This is a genomic window from Candidatus Syntrophocurvum alkaliphilum, from assembly GCF_009734445.1.
Lineage (GTDB): Bacteria > Bacillota > Syntrophomonadia > Syntrophomonadales > Syntrophomonadaceae > Syntrophocurvum > Syntrophocurvum alkaliphilum.
The window spans coordinates 106106-121314 of record NZ_CP046457.1 but is presented as its reverse complement, the minus strand read 5'-3'; the positions used below and the strand labels follow the sequence as shown (position 1 = coordinate 121314).

Sequence of the window (15209 nt, the reverse complement as noted above, 5' to 3'; positions counted from 1 at the left end):
AGTTATAATTTGGGCATTTTTTACATATAAATGTTTTTAATTTATATATTTATATTATGGTCTTTAATGCTATTTCTTAATTCTACAGTTTGTTTAAAATATGTTGTTAGATAAGAAATTAAAAATACTGCTCCAGCAACTAATATTATAGTTGCACCAGAAGGTATATTAAAAAAATAAGAAATAATTAAACCAGATGTAGTAAATAGTATTCCCAATAGTCCAGAAATAATCATCAAGCTTTTTAGACTCCAAGTATAATGTGTGGCAACAGCTGGCGGCATTGTTAATAATGCTATTACTAATATAATCCCAACCACCCTCATCATAACAATAACAGTTAATGCTATCAAGCATAATAAAACAAGATTTAGACGTTCTGTTTTAACACCTGAAACTTTGGCATATTCTTCATCAAAAGCATAGGCCTTTAATTCTTCAAAAAATAAAACTACTACAGCTATTATTATTAAGTCCATAGCAATAACCAAGTATAAGTCACTCGAAGGTACTGTTAAGATATTACCGAAAAGATAGCTCATCAAATCTGAAGTATACCCACTAGATAAGCTAATAAATATTATACCTATTGCCATTCCTACCGCCCACATCATCCCTATTATAGTATCTTCTCTTTGAGTCGTTTTCTGGCTAATAACTCCCATAGCCAATGCTGATATTAAAGTAAATACTCCAGCTCCTAGCATAGGATTATATCCTAAAAAATACCCTAGCCCTATACCACCATATGCTGTATGAGATATACTTCCACTTATAAACACTAGTCTTTTCACTACTACATAGCTCCCTATAATTCCACAAGCTATACTAGCAAGTATACCAACTAACAAAGCATTGCGCATAAATTCATATTGTAATATATCCATAATTACTCTCCTACCACTTCTTTATATGAGCTTAAAACATTATGTGTTGCACTAGGTGTTATTAGGTTAACTGGACAATTATAGGTTTTTTCTATCATTTCAGGTGTTAATTCTTTAGAGTTGTGATAATGTAAATGCCTGTTTAAACAAGCTATTTTATCTACATGTTTAGATAGTGCTCCTAAGTCATGAGATACCATAATTATAGTAATATCTTTATTTAATTCCGATAGGAGCTCAAAAAAATTAGTTTCAAATCTAGTATCAACACTAGCAGTAGGTTCATCTAGAATTAATATACGGGGTTTAGAAGCTAATGCTCTAGCTACTAACACTCTTTGTTTTTCTCCACCTGATAATTTGCCCATCGGCCTATTACGTAAATGATATATTTCTGTTTTATTTAGGGATTCTTTAACTATTTCTTTATCTTCTTTTGAAAACTTTAAACCTTTTTTATGTCCTAATCTACCCATTAATGCAGTTTCCCAGACAGTTATGGGAAATCGACGATCAAAATCAAGATGTTGAGGCACATAGCCTAACATCTTGAAATTTTTTTGTACGCTTTCATCATAAATGTACACTTTACCCCTATTAGGTTTAATTAACCCAAGTATAGTTTTTATAAGAGTTGTTTTACCACCACCATTAGGTCCAATAATCCCTAAAAAATCATTTTGTTTAACCGATAAATTAACTCCTTCAAGAACTACTACATCATTTAAAACAACCCATAAGTCTTCAGTTTTTACTACTTCATGTGAATTTTTATACATCATTTATCTTCCCTTACTTAGCTATTGTTTAAATTTATTTAGTCATACCTTTTCTTAAAGTCAAAGTAGCTTCTTTCATATCTTCAATATAATTAACTGGTAACGGATTTAATATCATTAGTTCTGCACCAATTTCATCAGCTACAGCTTGGGCACTTCTAGAGCTATGTTGAGGAGAATCAAATATTACATTTACATTAAACAGCTTAGCTTTATCTATAATAGTACACATATCTCCTGCACATGGCTCTTTTCCATGTTCTTCAATACCTACTTCTTCTAGGTTGTAATCAGATGCAAAATATCTCCATGCAGGATGATACACAACAAACATACGGTTATTAATATCAGCTAAGGTCTGCTCTATAAATGAATCAAGATGGTTAAGATCTTTTAAAAAGTCTTTTTTGTTATGTTGGTAATAGCTTTTGTTTTCAGGATCAATCTCTGTAAGTGCTCTATATATGTTTTCAGCTTGTATTTTAACCAAACGAGGAGATAACCAAATATGAGGATCATTTTGTTTTGTTTCAATTGATTCAGATGAATCTACAACAACCATATCCTTATTTGCAGGTTGGAGTCTCTCTAGCCATACCTCCTCAACCGGAATATTACCAATACTTATGTATAAATCTGCATTACTTATTTTTCTTAATTGTTCTGTAGTAAACTCATAATGCTCTGGACATGCTCCTGAAGGAATTAGTACCGAAACATTTACTTTATCTCCCCCTATTTGCTCGACAAAGTCTTTTTGGGGCAATACACTTACATAAACATTTAGCTCTTTATCCTCGTTACTTAGCATATCAGTTACTACCCCACTAGGAATACTATAGGCTGTACATCCTGCTGCTAAAAATACAACTATTAATAACAAAGCTAAAATAGATTTTTTTGTTTTCATTCATTAAACTCCCTTCATATCTTTTTAATATTGGCACTGCTTACATAGGCCAGTAATTTCAAAATGATGACTATTAACTTGGAAACCACAGTCATCAATAATATTTTGTATACGATCTTCTATTGGACAAACTCCTAATTTCACTGCATCTCCACAATTTAGACATACTAAATGGTGATTATGACCTGCATTTATTTCGTAACGAGTAGGGCCTTCATGTAAATCAAGCTTACTAACTATTTGTATATCTACTAGCATGCTTAAATTGCGATAAACGGTAGCTAAAGAAACACTTGGCTCTATAGCCTTTACCCTTTCAGTTATCTCATCAGCTGTTAGATGTTTATTGCTTCGATGTAATATATCAAGAATTATTCTCCGCTGAGGTGTTATTTTATAGCCCAATGCAGCCATTTTTTCCATAACATAAGACATTATGATATACCTCCTATGTAATAACTATTCCTATATAGGATTTTTAGTTATTTGATTGTTGTTTACAATATCTCCAAAATCAACCAAGTGTATACTTGTTATATTAAATGAAATAAATTTTAACTGCATAATAAATAAGGGTTTAGCCAAAAAATACCGTGCTTAAATATCAATCATTTGATAATATATTGTTAGCATGACTATACATGAGGTGAAAAATATTGAAATTCTCAACTCGTTCTCGTTACGGACTAAGATTTATGGTTGATTTAGCAGTAAACTATGATTATTTTAAGCCTGTTCCTTTAAATGAAATAGCTGAACGTCAAGAGTTGTCGGAGGGTTATCTAGAACAATTAGTAACTATAATGCGCAAAGAAGGGTTGATTCGTAGTATTAGAGGTGCTAAAGGCGGATATATGCTAGCTAAAAGCCCTGAAGAAATAACAGCCGGAGATGTAATACGCTGTTTAGAAGGCCCTTTAAAAACTACTGATTGTGTAATGGAAGATTGTCCTGAGCCTTGTGGAAGAGCAGAAATTTGTGTAACTAGAACCTTGTGGGAAAATATAAGAAAAGCTACAGCTTCTATATTAGATAATACAACACTTAAAGATTTATATTTACAGGCAGAACAAATCAAAGAAGCTCGCAAGCCTATAATTTACGATATATAAAGCTTTAAAGTCCTAGCAACTGTATAAATAAGCAGCAACTAGGACTTTTTTTATTGATGATTTAATAAACTTTTTAATTGTTTAATATTATCTACGGGCTCATGACAAGTAAAATTCTCACAAACATATGCAGTAGTTTTATCATTTATCTTTTTCATATGCTCAGCAAATGGTATTAAATTATTGATATTATTTAAATCTTTCTCGTCTTTAAAAATTACTACAGTTTGAGGCAAAAAGCTTTTATTCAGCATACTTAACATTTCTTTACTATCTTTATCTGCCCTACTTCCTACAATAACTATTTCACGGGTTGGATATAAATAATACATGCCAGCAATCAATAAAAATGAGTGCGCTGTAGGGACTTCAAGTAAGCGTCCACCAAATAATTTAAACATTTTAGATGCCATCTCTTCAAAATAATCATTGCCTGTTAGTCGAGCTAAACGAAGGAAGTTTAAGGCGGCAATAGAATTATCAGATGGAATTGCTCCATCGTATAATTCCTTAGGACGAGTCAATAGTTGTTCAGCATCACTACCATACAAAAACAAACCACCTTTTTCATTATCCCAAAAATATTTTATTAAATCCTCATTTAAGTCTAAAGCTTTTTGTAAGTATTTGATTTCTAAACTTGTTTCATACAGCTCTAAAAGCCCCCATATTAAACAGCTATAGTCAGTAGCATATGCAGGATACATAGCTTCCCCTTCTCTATAGCGAGCTAAAAGTCTTCCATCACTTCTCCTAAGCTTATTAAAAATAAAGTTAACACAATTCTTAGCTGCTTCAAGATATAACGGCTGATTTAATACCCGTGCTCCTAAAGCAAAGGCTGATATCATCAAACCATTCCATGAAGTTAGTATTTTATCGTCTTTGTGTGGGTGAATCCTTTGCTTACGATACTTAAATAATTTTTCTCTATTTTCTTCTAAACTTAGTCGTTTTTCTTCTGTTATTTTAGAATTTATTATATTTGGAATATTTGCTCCTTCAAAATTACCTTCTTCAGTTATATCATAAACACTACAAAAATCTTTAGCTTTATCCTCACCAAGAACTGACATTACTTCTTCGGGTTTCCATACATAAAACTTCCCTTCAACCCCTTCTGAATCGGCATCTTCTGCTGAATAAAACCCTCCCTCTAATGATGTCATATCTCTTAAAATATAGTTAAGTGTTTCCGTAGCTAATCTCTTAAATCGTTCATTTGCTGTAACTTGGTAAGCTTCTAAATAAGCTAACACTAACAGCGCATTATCATAGAGCATTTTTTCAAAATGTGGAACCAACCATTTATTATCAGTGGAATACCTAGAAAAGCCAAATCCTATATGATCATATAAACCACCTTCATACATGCTATTAAGAGTTTTATCTACCATCTCGAGTGCTTTATTTTCACCTTTAATTGTATAATATCTTAATAAGAACATTAGATTATGTGGTGAAGGAAATTTAGGTGATTTTCCAAACCCACCATATTCTCTATCAAAAATTTGTTCGTATTTTATAAAGGCATTTTTAAATACATCATGTGAGATATCACCCTCAACCTCTTGAGAAGCTACATTTCTTAACCATTCATATATTCTCATACTAGATTCATCTATTTGGTCACGCTTAGTTTTCCAGGCTCTAACTATATGTGGTAATATCTCCATTAATCCTGACATGCTACCTTTTGTGCTCTTGGGTAAGTATGTAGCAGCAAAAAAAGGCTTTTTATTTGGAGACATAATTATAGTTAAAGGCCACCCTCCATGTCCAGTTAATCCTTGGCAAACAGTCATGTAAAGATGATCTATATCCGGTCTTTCTTCTCTATCTACTTTTATTGAAATGAAATCTTTATTTAAAATTTTAGCAACTTCCATATCTTCAAATGACTCTTTTTCCATGACATGACACCAGTGACAAGTACTATATCCAATACTTAAGAAAATAGGCTTATCTTCTTCCTTAGCCTTTTTAAATGCTTCCTCAGTCCAAGGATACCAATCAACTGGGTTATAAACATGCTGTTGTAAATATGGTGATTTTTCATTTATTAATCGATTGTATTTTTCATTCATATCAAATTTCCTCCAATTATTTGTTTAGATTAGTTTTAAACAATATGATTTTTTTAAACCACTAAAAATGAATAATAAATACCATAAGAGAAAAAATAACTTTAGATTTATGGAGGTGATTTCAATGGAATTTAAGAATAAGGTTGCCTTAGTAACTGGTGCCGCTGGGGGTATTGGTGAGGAAACAATACGACTGCTAATAGAGCGTGGTGCTAAGGTCAGTTTGGTGGATTTACAACAAAAAGCTATTGATGATGTTGTTGCTAAATTAAATTTAAAAGAAGGTGACTACATTACTGCTACCGCTGATGTAAGTAATGAAGCTGAGGTGCAAAGCTTTGTTAAAAAAACCAAAGATACCTTTGGCAGAATTGATTTCTTCTTTAACAACGCTGGTATTGAAGGTGAGTTTGGACTCATTAAAGATACTAAAACAGAAAATATTGATAAAGTATTTAATGTAAATGTTAAAGGTGTATATTATGGTTTAAAGTATGTTATTCCTATAATGCTTGAACAAAAATATGGATCTATTGTAAATAATGCTTCAGTAGCCGGAATTATTGGATCACCCGGCATGGCCCCTTATGTTGGATCTAAGCATGCAGTTATAGGAATAACTAAGTCAGCTGCTTTAGAAGTTGCTGAATTTGGGGTTAGAGTTAATGCTGTATGCCCAGGTCCTATAAACAATAGAATGATGAGGTCAATAGAAGAAGGTTGGGCACCTGGTGCAGGTGAACAAGTAAAAGAACAATTAGAAGCTGGTATACCAATGAAACGATATGGAGAGTCTGAGGAAGTTGCTGAACTAGTGCTATTCTTAGCCTCTGACCGTTCCGTATATATAACTGGTGTATATTATAGTATAGACGGTGGTAAAACAGCCACTTAAAGTATTATATATCAAATAAAAAATCCCTTTATGATAGACAGTTAGAATACAATAACTGTGCTATATATAAAGGGATTTATTTGTTTTTACTTTTATAAAGGAATAATTATAACCGACAACGAAAAATATTATTAGAATATTAATTTTATTGTTATAAATTAGGATTTTTAGATATGAAAAAAAGTATTATTAAAACAAATATTATCATTATTTGTTTAACTATATTATTCACCTGTATGATAAGCCCGGTTGAAGCTAAAGAAAGACCAGAGGCCATTAGTGGTTTACTAGATTTAACTAACTGGGATTTTAAGCAAGATGGGGTTCTTTCTTTAGATGGTCAGTGGGAATTTTATTGGCAAGAGCTTTTAACTCCAGATGATTTAAATAAAACAAATGTAATAGCAACAGAGTATATAAACGTTCCCATGTCTTGGAATAAGCAAAAAATTAATAATGACCAAATCTCAGGGCAAGGTTATGCTACTTATAGACTTTTAATAAATACACCAAGTGATAAATTATATGGAATTAAGGTTCCAAGAATTTTTACATCTTACAATCTTTGGGTTGATGATAAGTTAGTTGCTTCTAATGGAACTATAGGTTCTACACAAGAAGAAACAGTACCACAATACTTACCTCAAGTAAAATACTTTAAACCTAACTCAGATACCACTGAGTTAGTTGTTCAAGTAGCTAATTTTCACCATCGTAGTGGAGGTATTTTAGAAAGTCTACAGATTGGAACTGATACCCAAATCAGCGATTTACGCACCAAAAATATAGCACTTGAGTTATTTTTATTTGGTAGTTTATTTATTATTGCCTTTTATCATTTTGGATTGTTTTTATTTAGAACTAAAGATAAATCCACTTTATTTTTTGGTGTTTTTTCATTACTAATTGCACTAAGAACACTGTTAGTTGGCGAAATATATTTTATATATGTTTTTCCTAATTTTAGTTGGGAAATAGCTCATAAAATACAAACTCTAGCTTACTATATGGGAGTGCCTTTAATTTTCTTATTCTTAAAATCTATTTTTCCTAAAGAATTTTCAACTAAAGTAGTTAATACTGTTTTAATTGTTGGATTTAGCTTTTCTTTTTTAGTTTTATTAACACCAGCAATTATTTTCACTCAATTCAATCCGATTTTTCAATTGTTTTCTATTGTTGCACTATTTTATGCAACTTGGGCTGTCTTTACTGCTTGTTACAAAAAACGTGAAGGGGCTTATTTAATTGGATTAGGGGTAATTTTCCTCTTTCTATTTACTATTAATGATATAATTTATCTAAGTGTAGTGTTTAATGACTCAGCTAATCATTTTCTAAGAAACATCATAGTAACCAATAACCTATCTTCTTGGGGATTATTAATATTTATATTTACCCAATCATTAGTTTTGGCTAGTAAGTTTTCTCAAAGTTTTACTAGAGCAGAATTTATGAAAGAAGAGCTTCAACAGTTAAATGAAGGATTAGAGCAAAAAGTTAAAAATAGAACTTACGCTCTGGAAAATTCAAAAAAAGACTTAGAAAAAGCTTATAAAGCACTTACTAAATCAGAGAAATCACGCCAAAATTTAGTGCAAAATATTTCACACGATCTACGTACACCTTTAACTTCTATTCGGGGTTATGTTAGTGCAATTTTAGATGGTCTAGTCAAAGAACCTGAAAAACAACAAAAATACTTAAACAAAGTTATAGATAAGACCAGTCATTTAGATCATTTGGTTCAACAGTTAATGGATCTTTCACGATTAGAATCTAGACAGCTAAAACTAGATTTTAAACAGGTTCCAATTGATTTATTGATGAAAAATATTATAGAAAAATATAGTTTCGATTTTAAGACTAGCAATGGTAGCTTTCAAGTAAATTACCCTTTAAACTGGGAATCTAAAACTACATACAAGGAAAATTTATTTGTATTAGTAGATATAATGCAGTTAGACAGGGTCTTAACAAACTTATTTACTAACGCTCTTGCTCATACTCAAAATGACGACCAAATTACATTAAGTTTTGATTTAATTGCAGATAATAAAAAACTATTAATAGCCGTTGCTGATACTGGAACCGGAATTTGCACAGAAGATCTCCCGCATATCTTTGAACGGTTTTACATGGCTGAAAAAGCACGACAACAAGTTCCCAAGAATAGCGGTCTTGGATTAGCTATTAGTAAAGAAATTATAGAGTACCACGGGGGACAAATATGGGTTAATAGCAAATTAGGTCAAGGAAGTAAATTTTACTTTACATTACCCGTTAGTTCACAAGATATAGAAAAAGGATTACTATCTAATGCATTATAGTATAATTACTTATTTTGGAGGTATTCATTTTGGCAGGAGAAACTATTTTAATTGTTGATGATGATGCAGATATCAGAGAAATTATTACACTTTACTTAGAAAAAGAAGGGTATAATGTAGTCTCTGCTACTGATGGTAATGAGGCAATATTAAATGCACTTACTACTAATCCCGACTTAATTATACTAGATATTATGATACCAGGATTAGACGGAATAGAAGTATGTCAAGAAATACGTAAAAAATCAACCACTCCCATTATATTCCTTAGTTGCAAAGGTGAACCTATAGACAAATCAATAGGGTTAACTGCAGGTGGAGACGACTACATGAGCAAACCATTTGATACAATTGAATTATTAGCAAGAGTAAAAGCACAATTGCGTAGAAACAGAATATTAAAGAGTTCAGCTAATTCAACTCAATTATTAAAATATCCAGGATTAACTATTGACTTAACTAATTATTCTGTAACAGCAAATGAAAAGCTTATAACTTTATCACGAAAAGAACTTCAATTACTAGTATTATTAGCTCAAAACCAAGGCAAAGTATTTAGTAGTGAAGAGTTGTTTAAAGAATTATGGGGTACAGATAGTTATGGTGATTATAGAACCGTTATGGTTCATATTAGTCACATACGAAAAAAAATTGAAAAAGACCCTACTAATCCCAAGTTTATACATACGATTAAAGGAGCTGGCTATAAATTTTTTATATCAAAGTAAACAATTACTAGGTGCTTTCATCTATTATTAATCCAACACCCTCTTGTATATTTGCAAGCATATCTAACATTTTTTCTGATGGAATCTCTCTAATTAGTTTATCTTCCCTAGAGTCAAAAATCTTTACCATTATGCGATTTGTATCATGATGTATAGTATACTCAAATGTTTTTTCCATGCTTTTTAATCTTTCGTTAACTTTTTTTACATCATTTTCCAACTCAGCAAAAGTAAAGTCTTCTATATTGCTTTTAGTTGTTGCAACTTTATCCTGAAAATCTCTCGATTTAGTTGAGTGATTTATTGCAAAAATATTATTGCTAAACCTCGTGTTGTGCAATAACTCCATTTAATCATCTCCCAAAAGCCTAGCTAGGTTAGTTTAATTATAGCATTAATTTTATCTAGCTAGGCTTAAGAGAACTTTAAATTTTATTAAAGCTTTCTTAAAGATTATTTAATTATTGTTAATTTAGTAATAAAAATTTTATATTACTTTAAAACTACCTTTCAACAAACAATGGGTAATAAGGTGGATTTTCAGTAAAAGCTAAAAATAAATAACTAGCTATAACAAGCATTATTATAAAAATCCACAAAAGGATTGGCTTTTCGTAAACTGGTAGTTCAAGTATTTCGTTTTCAATATAAAAAGCTATAATTCCTGCAAAAAATACTATTGCTATATTAGCTATTAATTCAACAATAGTTGGTGTTATTTTCCCAAATAATGCTATCAACAAATAGAAAAACAAAAATATTATCAATGGTACAAGTAAGGAACTTATTATTCTAGAAAATAGTAAGTTTTGAATAAAAATAACATTACCTCTTATAGTAAGAATTATTACTTCTATTAACCCTATTAAAACAGCAGCAAAAAGTCCTATTTTTAAATGTTGCCATACTGATTCCGAAACTGCAAAAATTTTAAGTTGCAGAAAATCATATGAAAAATGAAATATTGTATAAACAATAAGAAAAATAACAGCTTTTAAAAGGATATACTTTATTGATAGTCTTGCCATAAACTTAACTCTCCTATTTCTATTTTCTATTAATATATTATTATACCCAATTTTTATAAATATTTGTCTGTTGTTTTATAAATAAGCACATTCTCTAGTCATTTAGAATAAATATAAACAAACACAATATTTTGAAAGGTGTTGGCTAGATGATTAGACTATACTCCACAGGCCCTGTTGAAAATGCAGGTTTTGAAACTTCGTTAGGTTTGATTATTAAGGTACAAAATAATAACCCTATGGATTCAAATATTGAGACTATTGCTCATATAACCGTATTTAGTTTAAATGGTGTTAAAAGTGAAACCTTTCAAAGCACAGTATCAGTTTCCCCACAAGCTTCACAGTTTGAAACAGTAGATGTTTCAGAATTACTTGAGTACGAAGCACAAATTAGATTAGAAAATGCTACTAATGCTCTAGTATCTATTTGGGGCAAGGATGAAAATGGTAAGCTTGTCGCTGCACATCGATTTGTACAACAAGAATTAAATTTACTTAAAGAGTATAATAACAATAAAACAACTCCTAAGAAAACAACAAACACAAAAAGAAAAACTCGTAGAAGAAACTAAATCTAATAAAAAACAAAAAAGAGAAGTATGTAATTTGAATATTGCATACTTATTTTTTTTTTACACAATATATAAGTGTGAAAAAACTATTGAGAAAGGAGCTTTTTTATGCAACTTAACCAACAAGAACTGCAAAATTTAAGACACTTAATAGGATCGCATGAGACAACTGAGAAAAAATTAAACTTTTACGCCCAACAATGCCAAGATCCTCAGGTTAAACAGTTATTACAACAATCTGCACAAGCTGCGAGTCAAACTCGTCAAAAACTATTATCATTTTTAAGTTAAAGGAGGACAAATCATGCAAATGACAGATAAAGAAATAGTAAATGATGTTTTATCAATGGTTAATTCTAGTCTTACAGGCTATGCAAATGTTATCAGTCAAAGTGAAAATCAGCAATTAAGACAAACTCTACAACAAATTAGAAATTCTGATGAACAGTTCCAATTTCAACTTGCACAAATGGCAACTCAAAAAGGTTTTTATAAACCAGCAGGACAAGCTAGCCAACAGGAAATTAATCAAGTTAAAACACAATTAACACAAGGATAAAACGATATAAAACTATGGGGCACAAAAAGCTCCATAGTTTTATTAATTTAAATTCTTTAAACTTGCCTTAGCTAGTTTTTTCTCATATCTTCTACTAATGCCATCTCATCTGTAAACATTTTTTTGTAAGATAAGCCTATAATTATTAGACATCCTATAGCTACTGCTGCTGCAATCATAATCATTACAACAAATTGATAACGTACAGCCACCTGAGGATCCATTCCTGCTAATATTTGTCCTGTCATCATGCCTGGTAAGCTAACAAGGCCAACAACCATTAATGCATTTATTGTTGGTGTCATACCAGCACGTACAGCATTTCTCATATAACTATTAACTGACTCCCATGGTGTAGCACCCATTGCAAGCATTGTTTCAACTTCATCAGCACTTGAATATACTTCTGAATACATTCTATCTAAAGATAAGGCAATAGCATTCATAGAATTACCTAATATCATTCCAAATATGGGTATTGCAACCTGTGCTGAATACCAAGGGGAAGGTTGGATTATTATTGTTACTACAATTATGCCAACAATAAATGTACTAGCTGTTAATGAAGTAAACGCTAACCATTTTGGGTTATGTGGTGCTTTGTCAATTCTTCTAACTGATTCGTTACTAGCAATATAGCACATTAATATTATAATAGGCACTATGATTGCTAATTTATTAATATCAAAAATATAGGTTAAAACATATCCAATTAGGCTCAGCTGTAGAAATGCTCTAAAACTAGCCCATAACAGTGATTTTAATAAGCCCAGTCTTAAAAGAGCAGATATTAGACCAGTTATAAAAACAAGGCTTACACTTAGTAGTAGTTGAAAATTAGTTATAGGAATATAAGAGTAATCAGCCAATGTTTAACTCCCCTGTATTGTTAAATAATTTATATTAGTTGATAATTTAAAATCTTCATCATTATGAGTTATCATAATTATTGCTTTTCCAGTATTTCCTTGCAACCATTTTAAAAGTAAATTATTTACCTTTTCTCTACTCTCCTTATCCAAATAAGCATTAGGCTCATCAAGCATTAATATACTTGGATTAATAAGCAAAGCACGTATTAGTGCAACACGAGCCCCTTCGCCTCCAGATATTTTTTTAGCATCTTGCTCTAAAAATTCAGTTGATAAATTAACATCACTTAAATATTTTTGAGCTAGTTGTAAATTAAATCTAGCTTTATTTAATTTGTAGCTGGAAAATGAAAATGGTAATACAAAATTATCTTTAACAGTTCCATTAAAAAGTACGGGCTTTTGGCTTACATAAAGTACATTCTTTCTCCATTCTATAGGATCTACACTAGACCACTCATTTCCTTTAAAAACTACTGTTCCAGCATCTGCTCTTATCAATCTAGCTAATACTTTAAGTAAAGTAGATTTTCCAGAACCAGAAGGACCTTTTAGAATAAGTATTTGACCTTCGTCCACCTGACCTGAAATCTTTAACATTTTGTTATCATTGTTAAGTTTTTTAGTTATATTAGCAAATTCAAATAAGTAAGCCATTTATAACTTTCTCCATTTCTTTTACTTAACCAACTTTATTAATCTATATTGTATCTAAATACAATGAATAAATGCTATGTACTTATTACTTTATGAATTTGTAAATATGATATAAAAAAGCGGGTGCACCCCGCTTTTTTATTGTACATTTGTTTTCGTTTTTTTTATGTTATTTCCCTTTGAATTATAATTTTTTTTTGGTTTTCTTTCTAATGTTAATTTACTACAAGCTTTATATACTTCATCAATATATTCCATAGGCACTTCTACAAATGATGTATTTGTATTTATTTCTATTTCACCTATCTGATTATCAGATAAAGGAGTAGTTTGAGCAAGATAGGTTGCTAATTTTTGCGGATATATTCCTTGTTTACGACCAACTGGTACTTCAACATCAGCATAGTCTTTTCTATCAATTACTTTTTTGTTCTTGCTTGTTGAAGTTATAGGCTTGTTATCTTTTGTCTCATATTCTTGACCACTGCCAGATAAAAGCTTTAATGCTGCTGCTACAATTAAGGCAGGATCATGTTCTTTAATTAATTCATTTGCCTTTTCTTTGTATGAATCAGGACAATTGTTCTGTGCAGTTACCAAATTTTCTTTAGCTATTTCTAGCATATCTATTGGAGTAGGTAGTGATTCGCGTTTTAAGCTTTTTCTTATATGGTCTTCAATAAAGCGTAATTTTTTATATTGTCCTGGCTCTGTTAAGGTTATTGCTACACCTCTTCTTCCCGCTCGACCTGTTCTTCCTATACGATGAACATAACTATCTGGATCTTCTGGTATATCATAGTTAATTACATGAGTAACAATATCAACATCAAGACCCCTAGCTGCTATATCTGTAGCTACTAATATCCCCACATTACCTTTGCGAAAGTTATTCATCACCCTATCTCTTTCACGCTGTGACATATCACCATGCAGTGCATTTGCAGCATACCCTTTGGATTTTAAATATCCTGCTAGCTTATCAGTACTTTTTTTAGTACGACAAAATATTAATGTAAATGAAGGTTTTGAAGTATCAATAATTTTACAAAGAGTCTCTAGTTTAAAACGAGGATTAACTTCGTAATATAATTGTTTAATTAATGAGACAGTTTTATCTTGAGGCTTAATTGCTACTAATTCAGGATTCTCCATAAACCTTTGAGCTAGTTCTCTTATTTCTGACGAAAGTGTAGCCGAAAATAACATAGTTTGTCGCTTTGCAGGACATTCTAATAAAATTTTTTCTATATCAGGAAGAAAACCCATGTCTAGCATTTCATCAGCTTCATCTAAAACTACAAATTTTAAATTCTTTAAGTTTATTGTACCTCTATCCATATGGTCTAATAGTCTTCCCGGTGTAGAAACAATTATTTCCGGTTTTTTTCTAAGTTCTTTTATTTGTATTTCTATTGATTGACCCCCGTAAATAGGTAGTGATCTAATAAACGTATTTCTGCCAAGTGAGTTTATTTCTTTTGATACTTGTACTGCTAATTCTCGAGTAGGACATACAACTAAAGCTTGTAATCCTGCTCTTTGAGTAACTTTATTTAAAATTGGTAACCCAAAGGAAGCTGTTTTCCCTGTACCAGTTTGCGCTTGACCCATTATATCTCTACCCTCGAGAGCAACTGGTATAGCTTTTATTTGAATGGGTGTTGGTTCATCAAACCCCTTATTTTTTATAGCCCTAATTAAATCACCTTTTAGTTCCATTTTTTCAAAACTAGAAATATCCAAAATCATTTCCTCCTAACTTCTACCGCTTTTTACTATAACATATT

17 protein-coding genes are annotated in these 15209 nt (G+C 31.0%); 7 read left to right on the top strand and 10 right to left on the bottom strand.

Features of this window, described 5'->3' with window-relative positions:
- Positions 1 to 41: 41 nt before the first annotated feature.
- The 4 genes from SYNTR_RS00550 to SYNTR_RS00535 are packed head-to-tail and all read right to left on the bottom strand — an operon-like array spanning position 42 to position 3011.
- Positions 42 to 887 carry a metal ABC transporter permease gene (locus SYNTR_RS00550; RefSeq protein WP_156202674.1) on the bottom strand — a complete coding sequence of 282 codons (846 nt, stop codon included), beginning with the start codon at positions 885 to 887 and terminating at the stop codon, positions 42 to 44.
- A 2-nt stretch (positions 888 to 889) separates the two neighbouring features.
- Positions 890 to 1669, bottom strand: a complete 780-nt coding sequence (locus SYNTR_RS00545; RefSeq protein WP_156202673.1) for a metal ABC transporter ATP-binding protein — start codon at positions 1667 to 1669, stop codon at positions 890 to 892.
- A gap of 31 nt (positions 1670 to 1700) precedes the next feature.
- Complete coding sequence (locus SYNTR_RS00540) at positions 1701 to 2576, bottom strand: metal ABC transporter solute-binding protein, Zn/Mn family (protein WP_156202672.1); 876 nt, start codon at positions 2574 to 2576, stop codon at positions 1701 to 1703.
- 24 nt (positions 2577 to 2600) lie between these two features.
- Positions 2601 to 3011, bottom strand: coding sequence for a Fur family transcriptional regulator (locus SYNTR_RS00535; protein ID WP_156202671.1), 411 nt, complete (start codon positions 3009 to 3011; stop codon positions 2601 to 2603).
- Positions 3012 to 3232: 221 nt separating this feature from the next.
- On the opposite strand from SYNTR_RS00535, the gene SYNTR_RS00530 reads away from it, so the two are divergent.
- Positions 3233 to 3688 (top strand): RrF2 family transcriptional regulator, encoded by a 456-nt coding sequence (locus SYNTR_RS00530; protein WP_156202670.1) that lies wholly within the window; start codon positions 3233 to 3235, stop codon positions 3686 to 3688.
- A gap of 50 nt (positions 3689 to 3738) precedes the next feature.
- Here SYNTR_RS00530 and SYNTR_RS00525 read toward each other — a convergent pair whose 3' ends face one another.
- Positions 3739 to 5775, bottom strand: a complete 2037-nt coding sequence (locus SYNTR_RS00525; RefSeq protein ID WP_156202669.1) for a thioredoxin domain-containing protein — start codon at positions 5773 to 5775, stop codon at positions 3739 to 3741.
- A 124-nt stretch (positions 5776 to 5899) separates the two neighbouring features.
- Between SYNTR_RS00525 and SYNTR_RS00520 the strand changes: the two genes are divergently transcribed.
- From SYNTR_RS00520 to SYNTR_RS00510, 3 genes are all read left to right on the top strand, one after another.
- Positions 5900 to 6670 (top strand): SDR family NAD(P)-dependent oxidoreductase, encoded by a 771-nt coding sequence (locus SYNTR_RS00520; RefSeq protein WP_156202668.1) that lies wholly within the window; start codon positions 5900 to 5902, stop codon positions 6668 to 6670.
- Between the two features lie 173 nt (positions 6671 to 6843).
- Positions 6844 to 9000 (top strand): sensor histidine kinase, encoded by a 2157-nt coding sequence (locus SYNTR_RS00515; protein WP_156202667.1) that lies wholly within the window; start codon positions 6844 to 6846, stop codon positions 8998 to 9000.
- Between the two features lie 29 nt (positions 9001 to 9029).
- Positions 9030 to 9728, top strand: a complete 699-nt coding sequence (locus SYNTR_RS00510) for a response regulator transcription factor (protein WP_156202666.1) — start codon at positions 9030 to 9032, stop codon at positions 9726 to 9728.
- 7 nt (positions 9729 to 9735) lie between these two features.
- On the opposite strand, the gene SYNTR_RS00505 is transcribed toward SYNTR_RS00510, so the two are convergent.
- Positions 9736 to 10077 carry a flagellar protein FlaG gene (locus tag SYNTR_RS00505; RefSeq protein WP_156202665.1) on the bottom strand — a complete coding sequence of 114 codons (342 nt, stop codon included), beginning with the start codon at positions 10075 to 10077 and terminating at the stop codon, positions 9736 to 9738.
- A gap of 154 nt (positions 10078 to 10231) precedes the next feature.
- A complete protein-coding gene (locus SYNTR_RS00500) occupies positions 10232 to 10756 on the bottom strand; it encodes a DUF6512 family protein (protein WP_156202664.1) in 525 nt (174 codons plus the stop codon).
- Positions 10757 to 10905: 149 nt separating this feature from the next.
- Here SYNTR_RS00500 and SYNTR_RS00495 point away from each other — a divergent pair, with 149 nt between their 5' ends.
- The 3 genes from SYNTR_RS00495 to SYNTR_RS00485 all read left to right on the top strand — a co-directional run bounded on the left by SYNTR_RS00495 (position 10906) and on the right by SYNTR_RS00485 (position 11890).
- Positions 10906 to 11331: a hypothetical protein gene (locus SYNTR_RS00495; protein ID WP_156202663.1), complete on the top strand. Its 426-nt coding sequence runs from the start codon at positions 10906 to 10908 to the stop codon at positions 11329 to 11331.
- Between the two features lie 108 nt (positions 11332 to 11439).
- A complete protein-coding gene (locus SYNTR_RS00490) occupies positions 11440 to 11622 on the top strand; it encodes a hypothetical protein (protein ID WP_156202662.1) in 183 nt (60 codons plus the stop codon).
- A gap of 13 nt (positions 11623 to 11635) precedes the next feature.
- Complete coding sequence (locus SYNTR_RS00485; RefSeq protein ID WP_478210244.1) at positions 11636 to 11890, top strand: spore coat protein; 255 nt, start codon at positions 11636 to 11638, stop codon at positions 11888 to 11890.
- 71 nt (positions 11891 to 11961) lie between these two features.
- Here the strand turns inward: SYNTR_RS00485 and SYNTR_RS00480 are convergent, their stop codons facing one another.
- From SYNTR_RS00480 to SYNTR_RS00470, 3 genes are all read right to left on the bottom strand, one after another.
- Complete coding sequence (locus tag SYNTR_RS00480; RefSeq protein WP_156202661.1) at positions 11962 to 12759, bottom strand: ABC transporter permease; 798 nt, start codon at positions 12757 to 12759, stop codon at positions 11962 to 11964.
- A gap of 3 nt (positions 12760 to 12762) precedes the next feature.
- Positions 12763 to 13419, bottom strand: a complete 657-nt coding sequence (locus tag SYNTR_RS00475; RefSeq protein WP_156202660.1) for an ABC transporter ATP-binding protein — start codon at positions 13417 to 13419, stop codon at positions 12763 to 12765.
- Between the two features lie 138 nt (positions 13420 to 13557).
- A complete protein-coding gene (locus SYNTR_RS00470) occupies positions 13558 to 15165 on the bottom strand; it encodes a DEAD/DEAH box helicase (protein ID WP_197079133.1) in 1608 nt (535 codons plus the stop codon).
- Between the last annotated feature and the right edge of the window lie 44 nt (positions 15166 to 15209).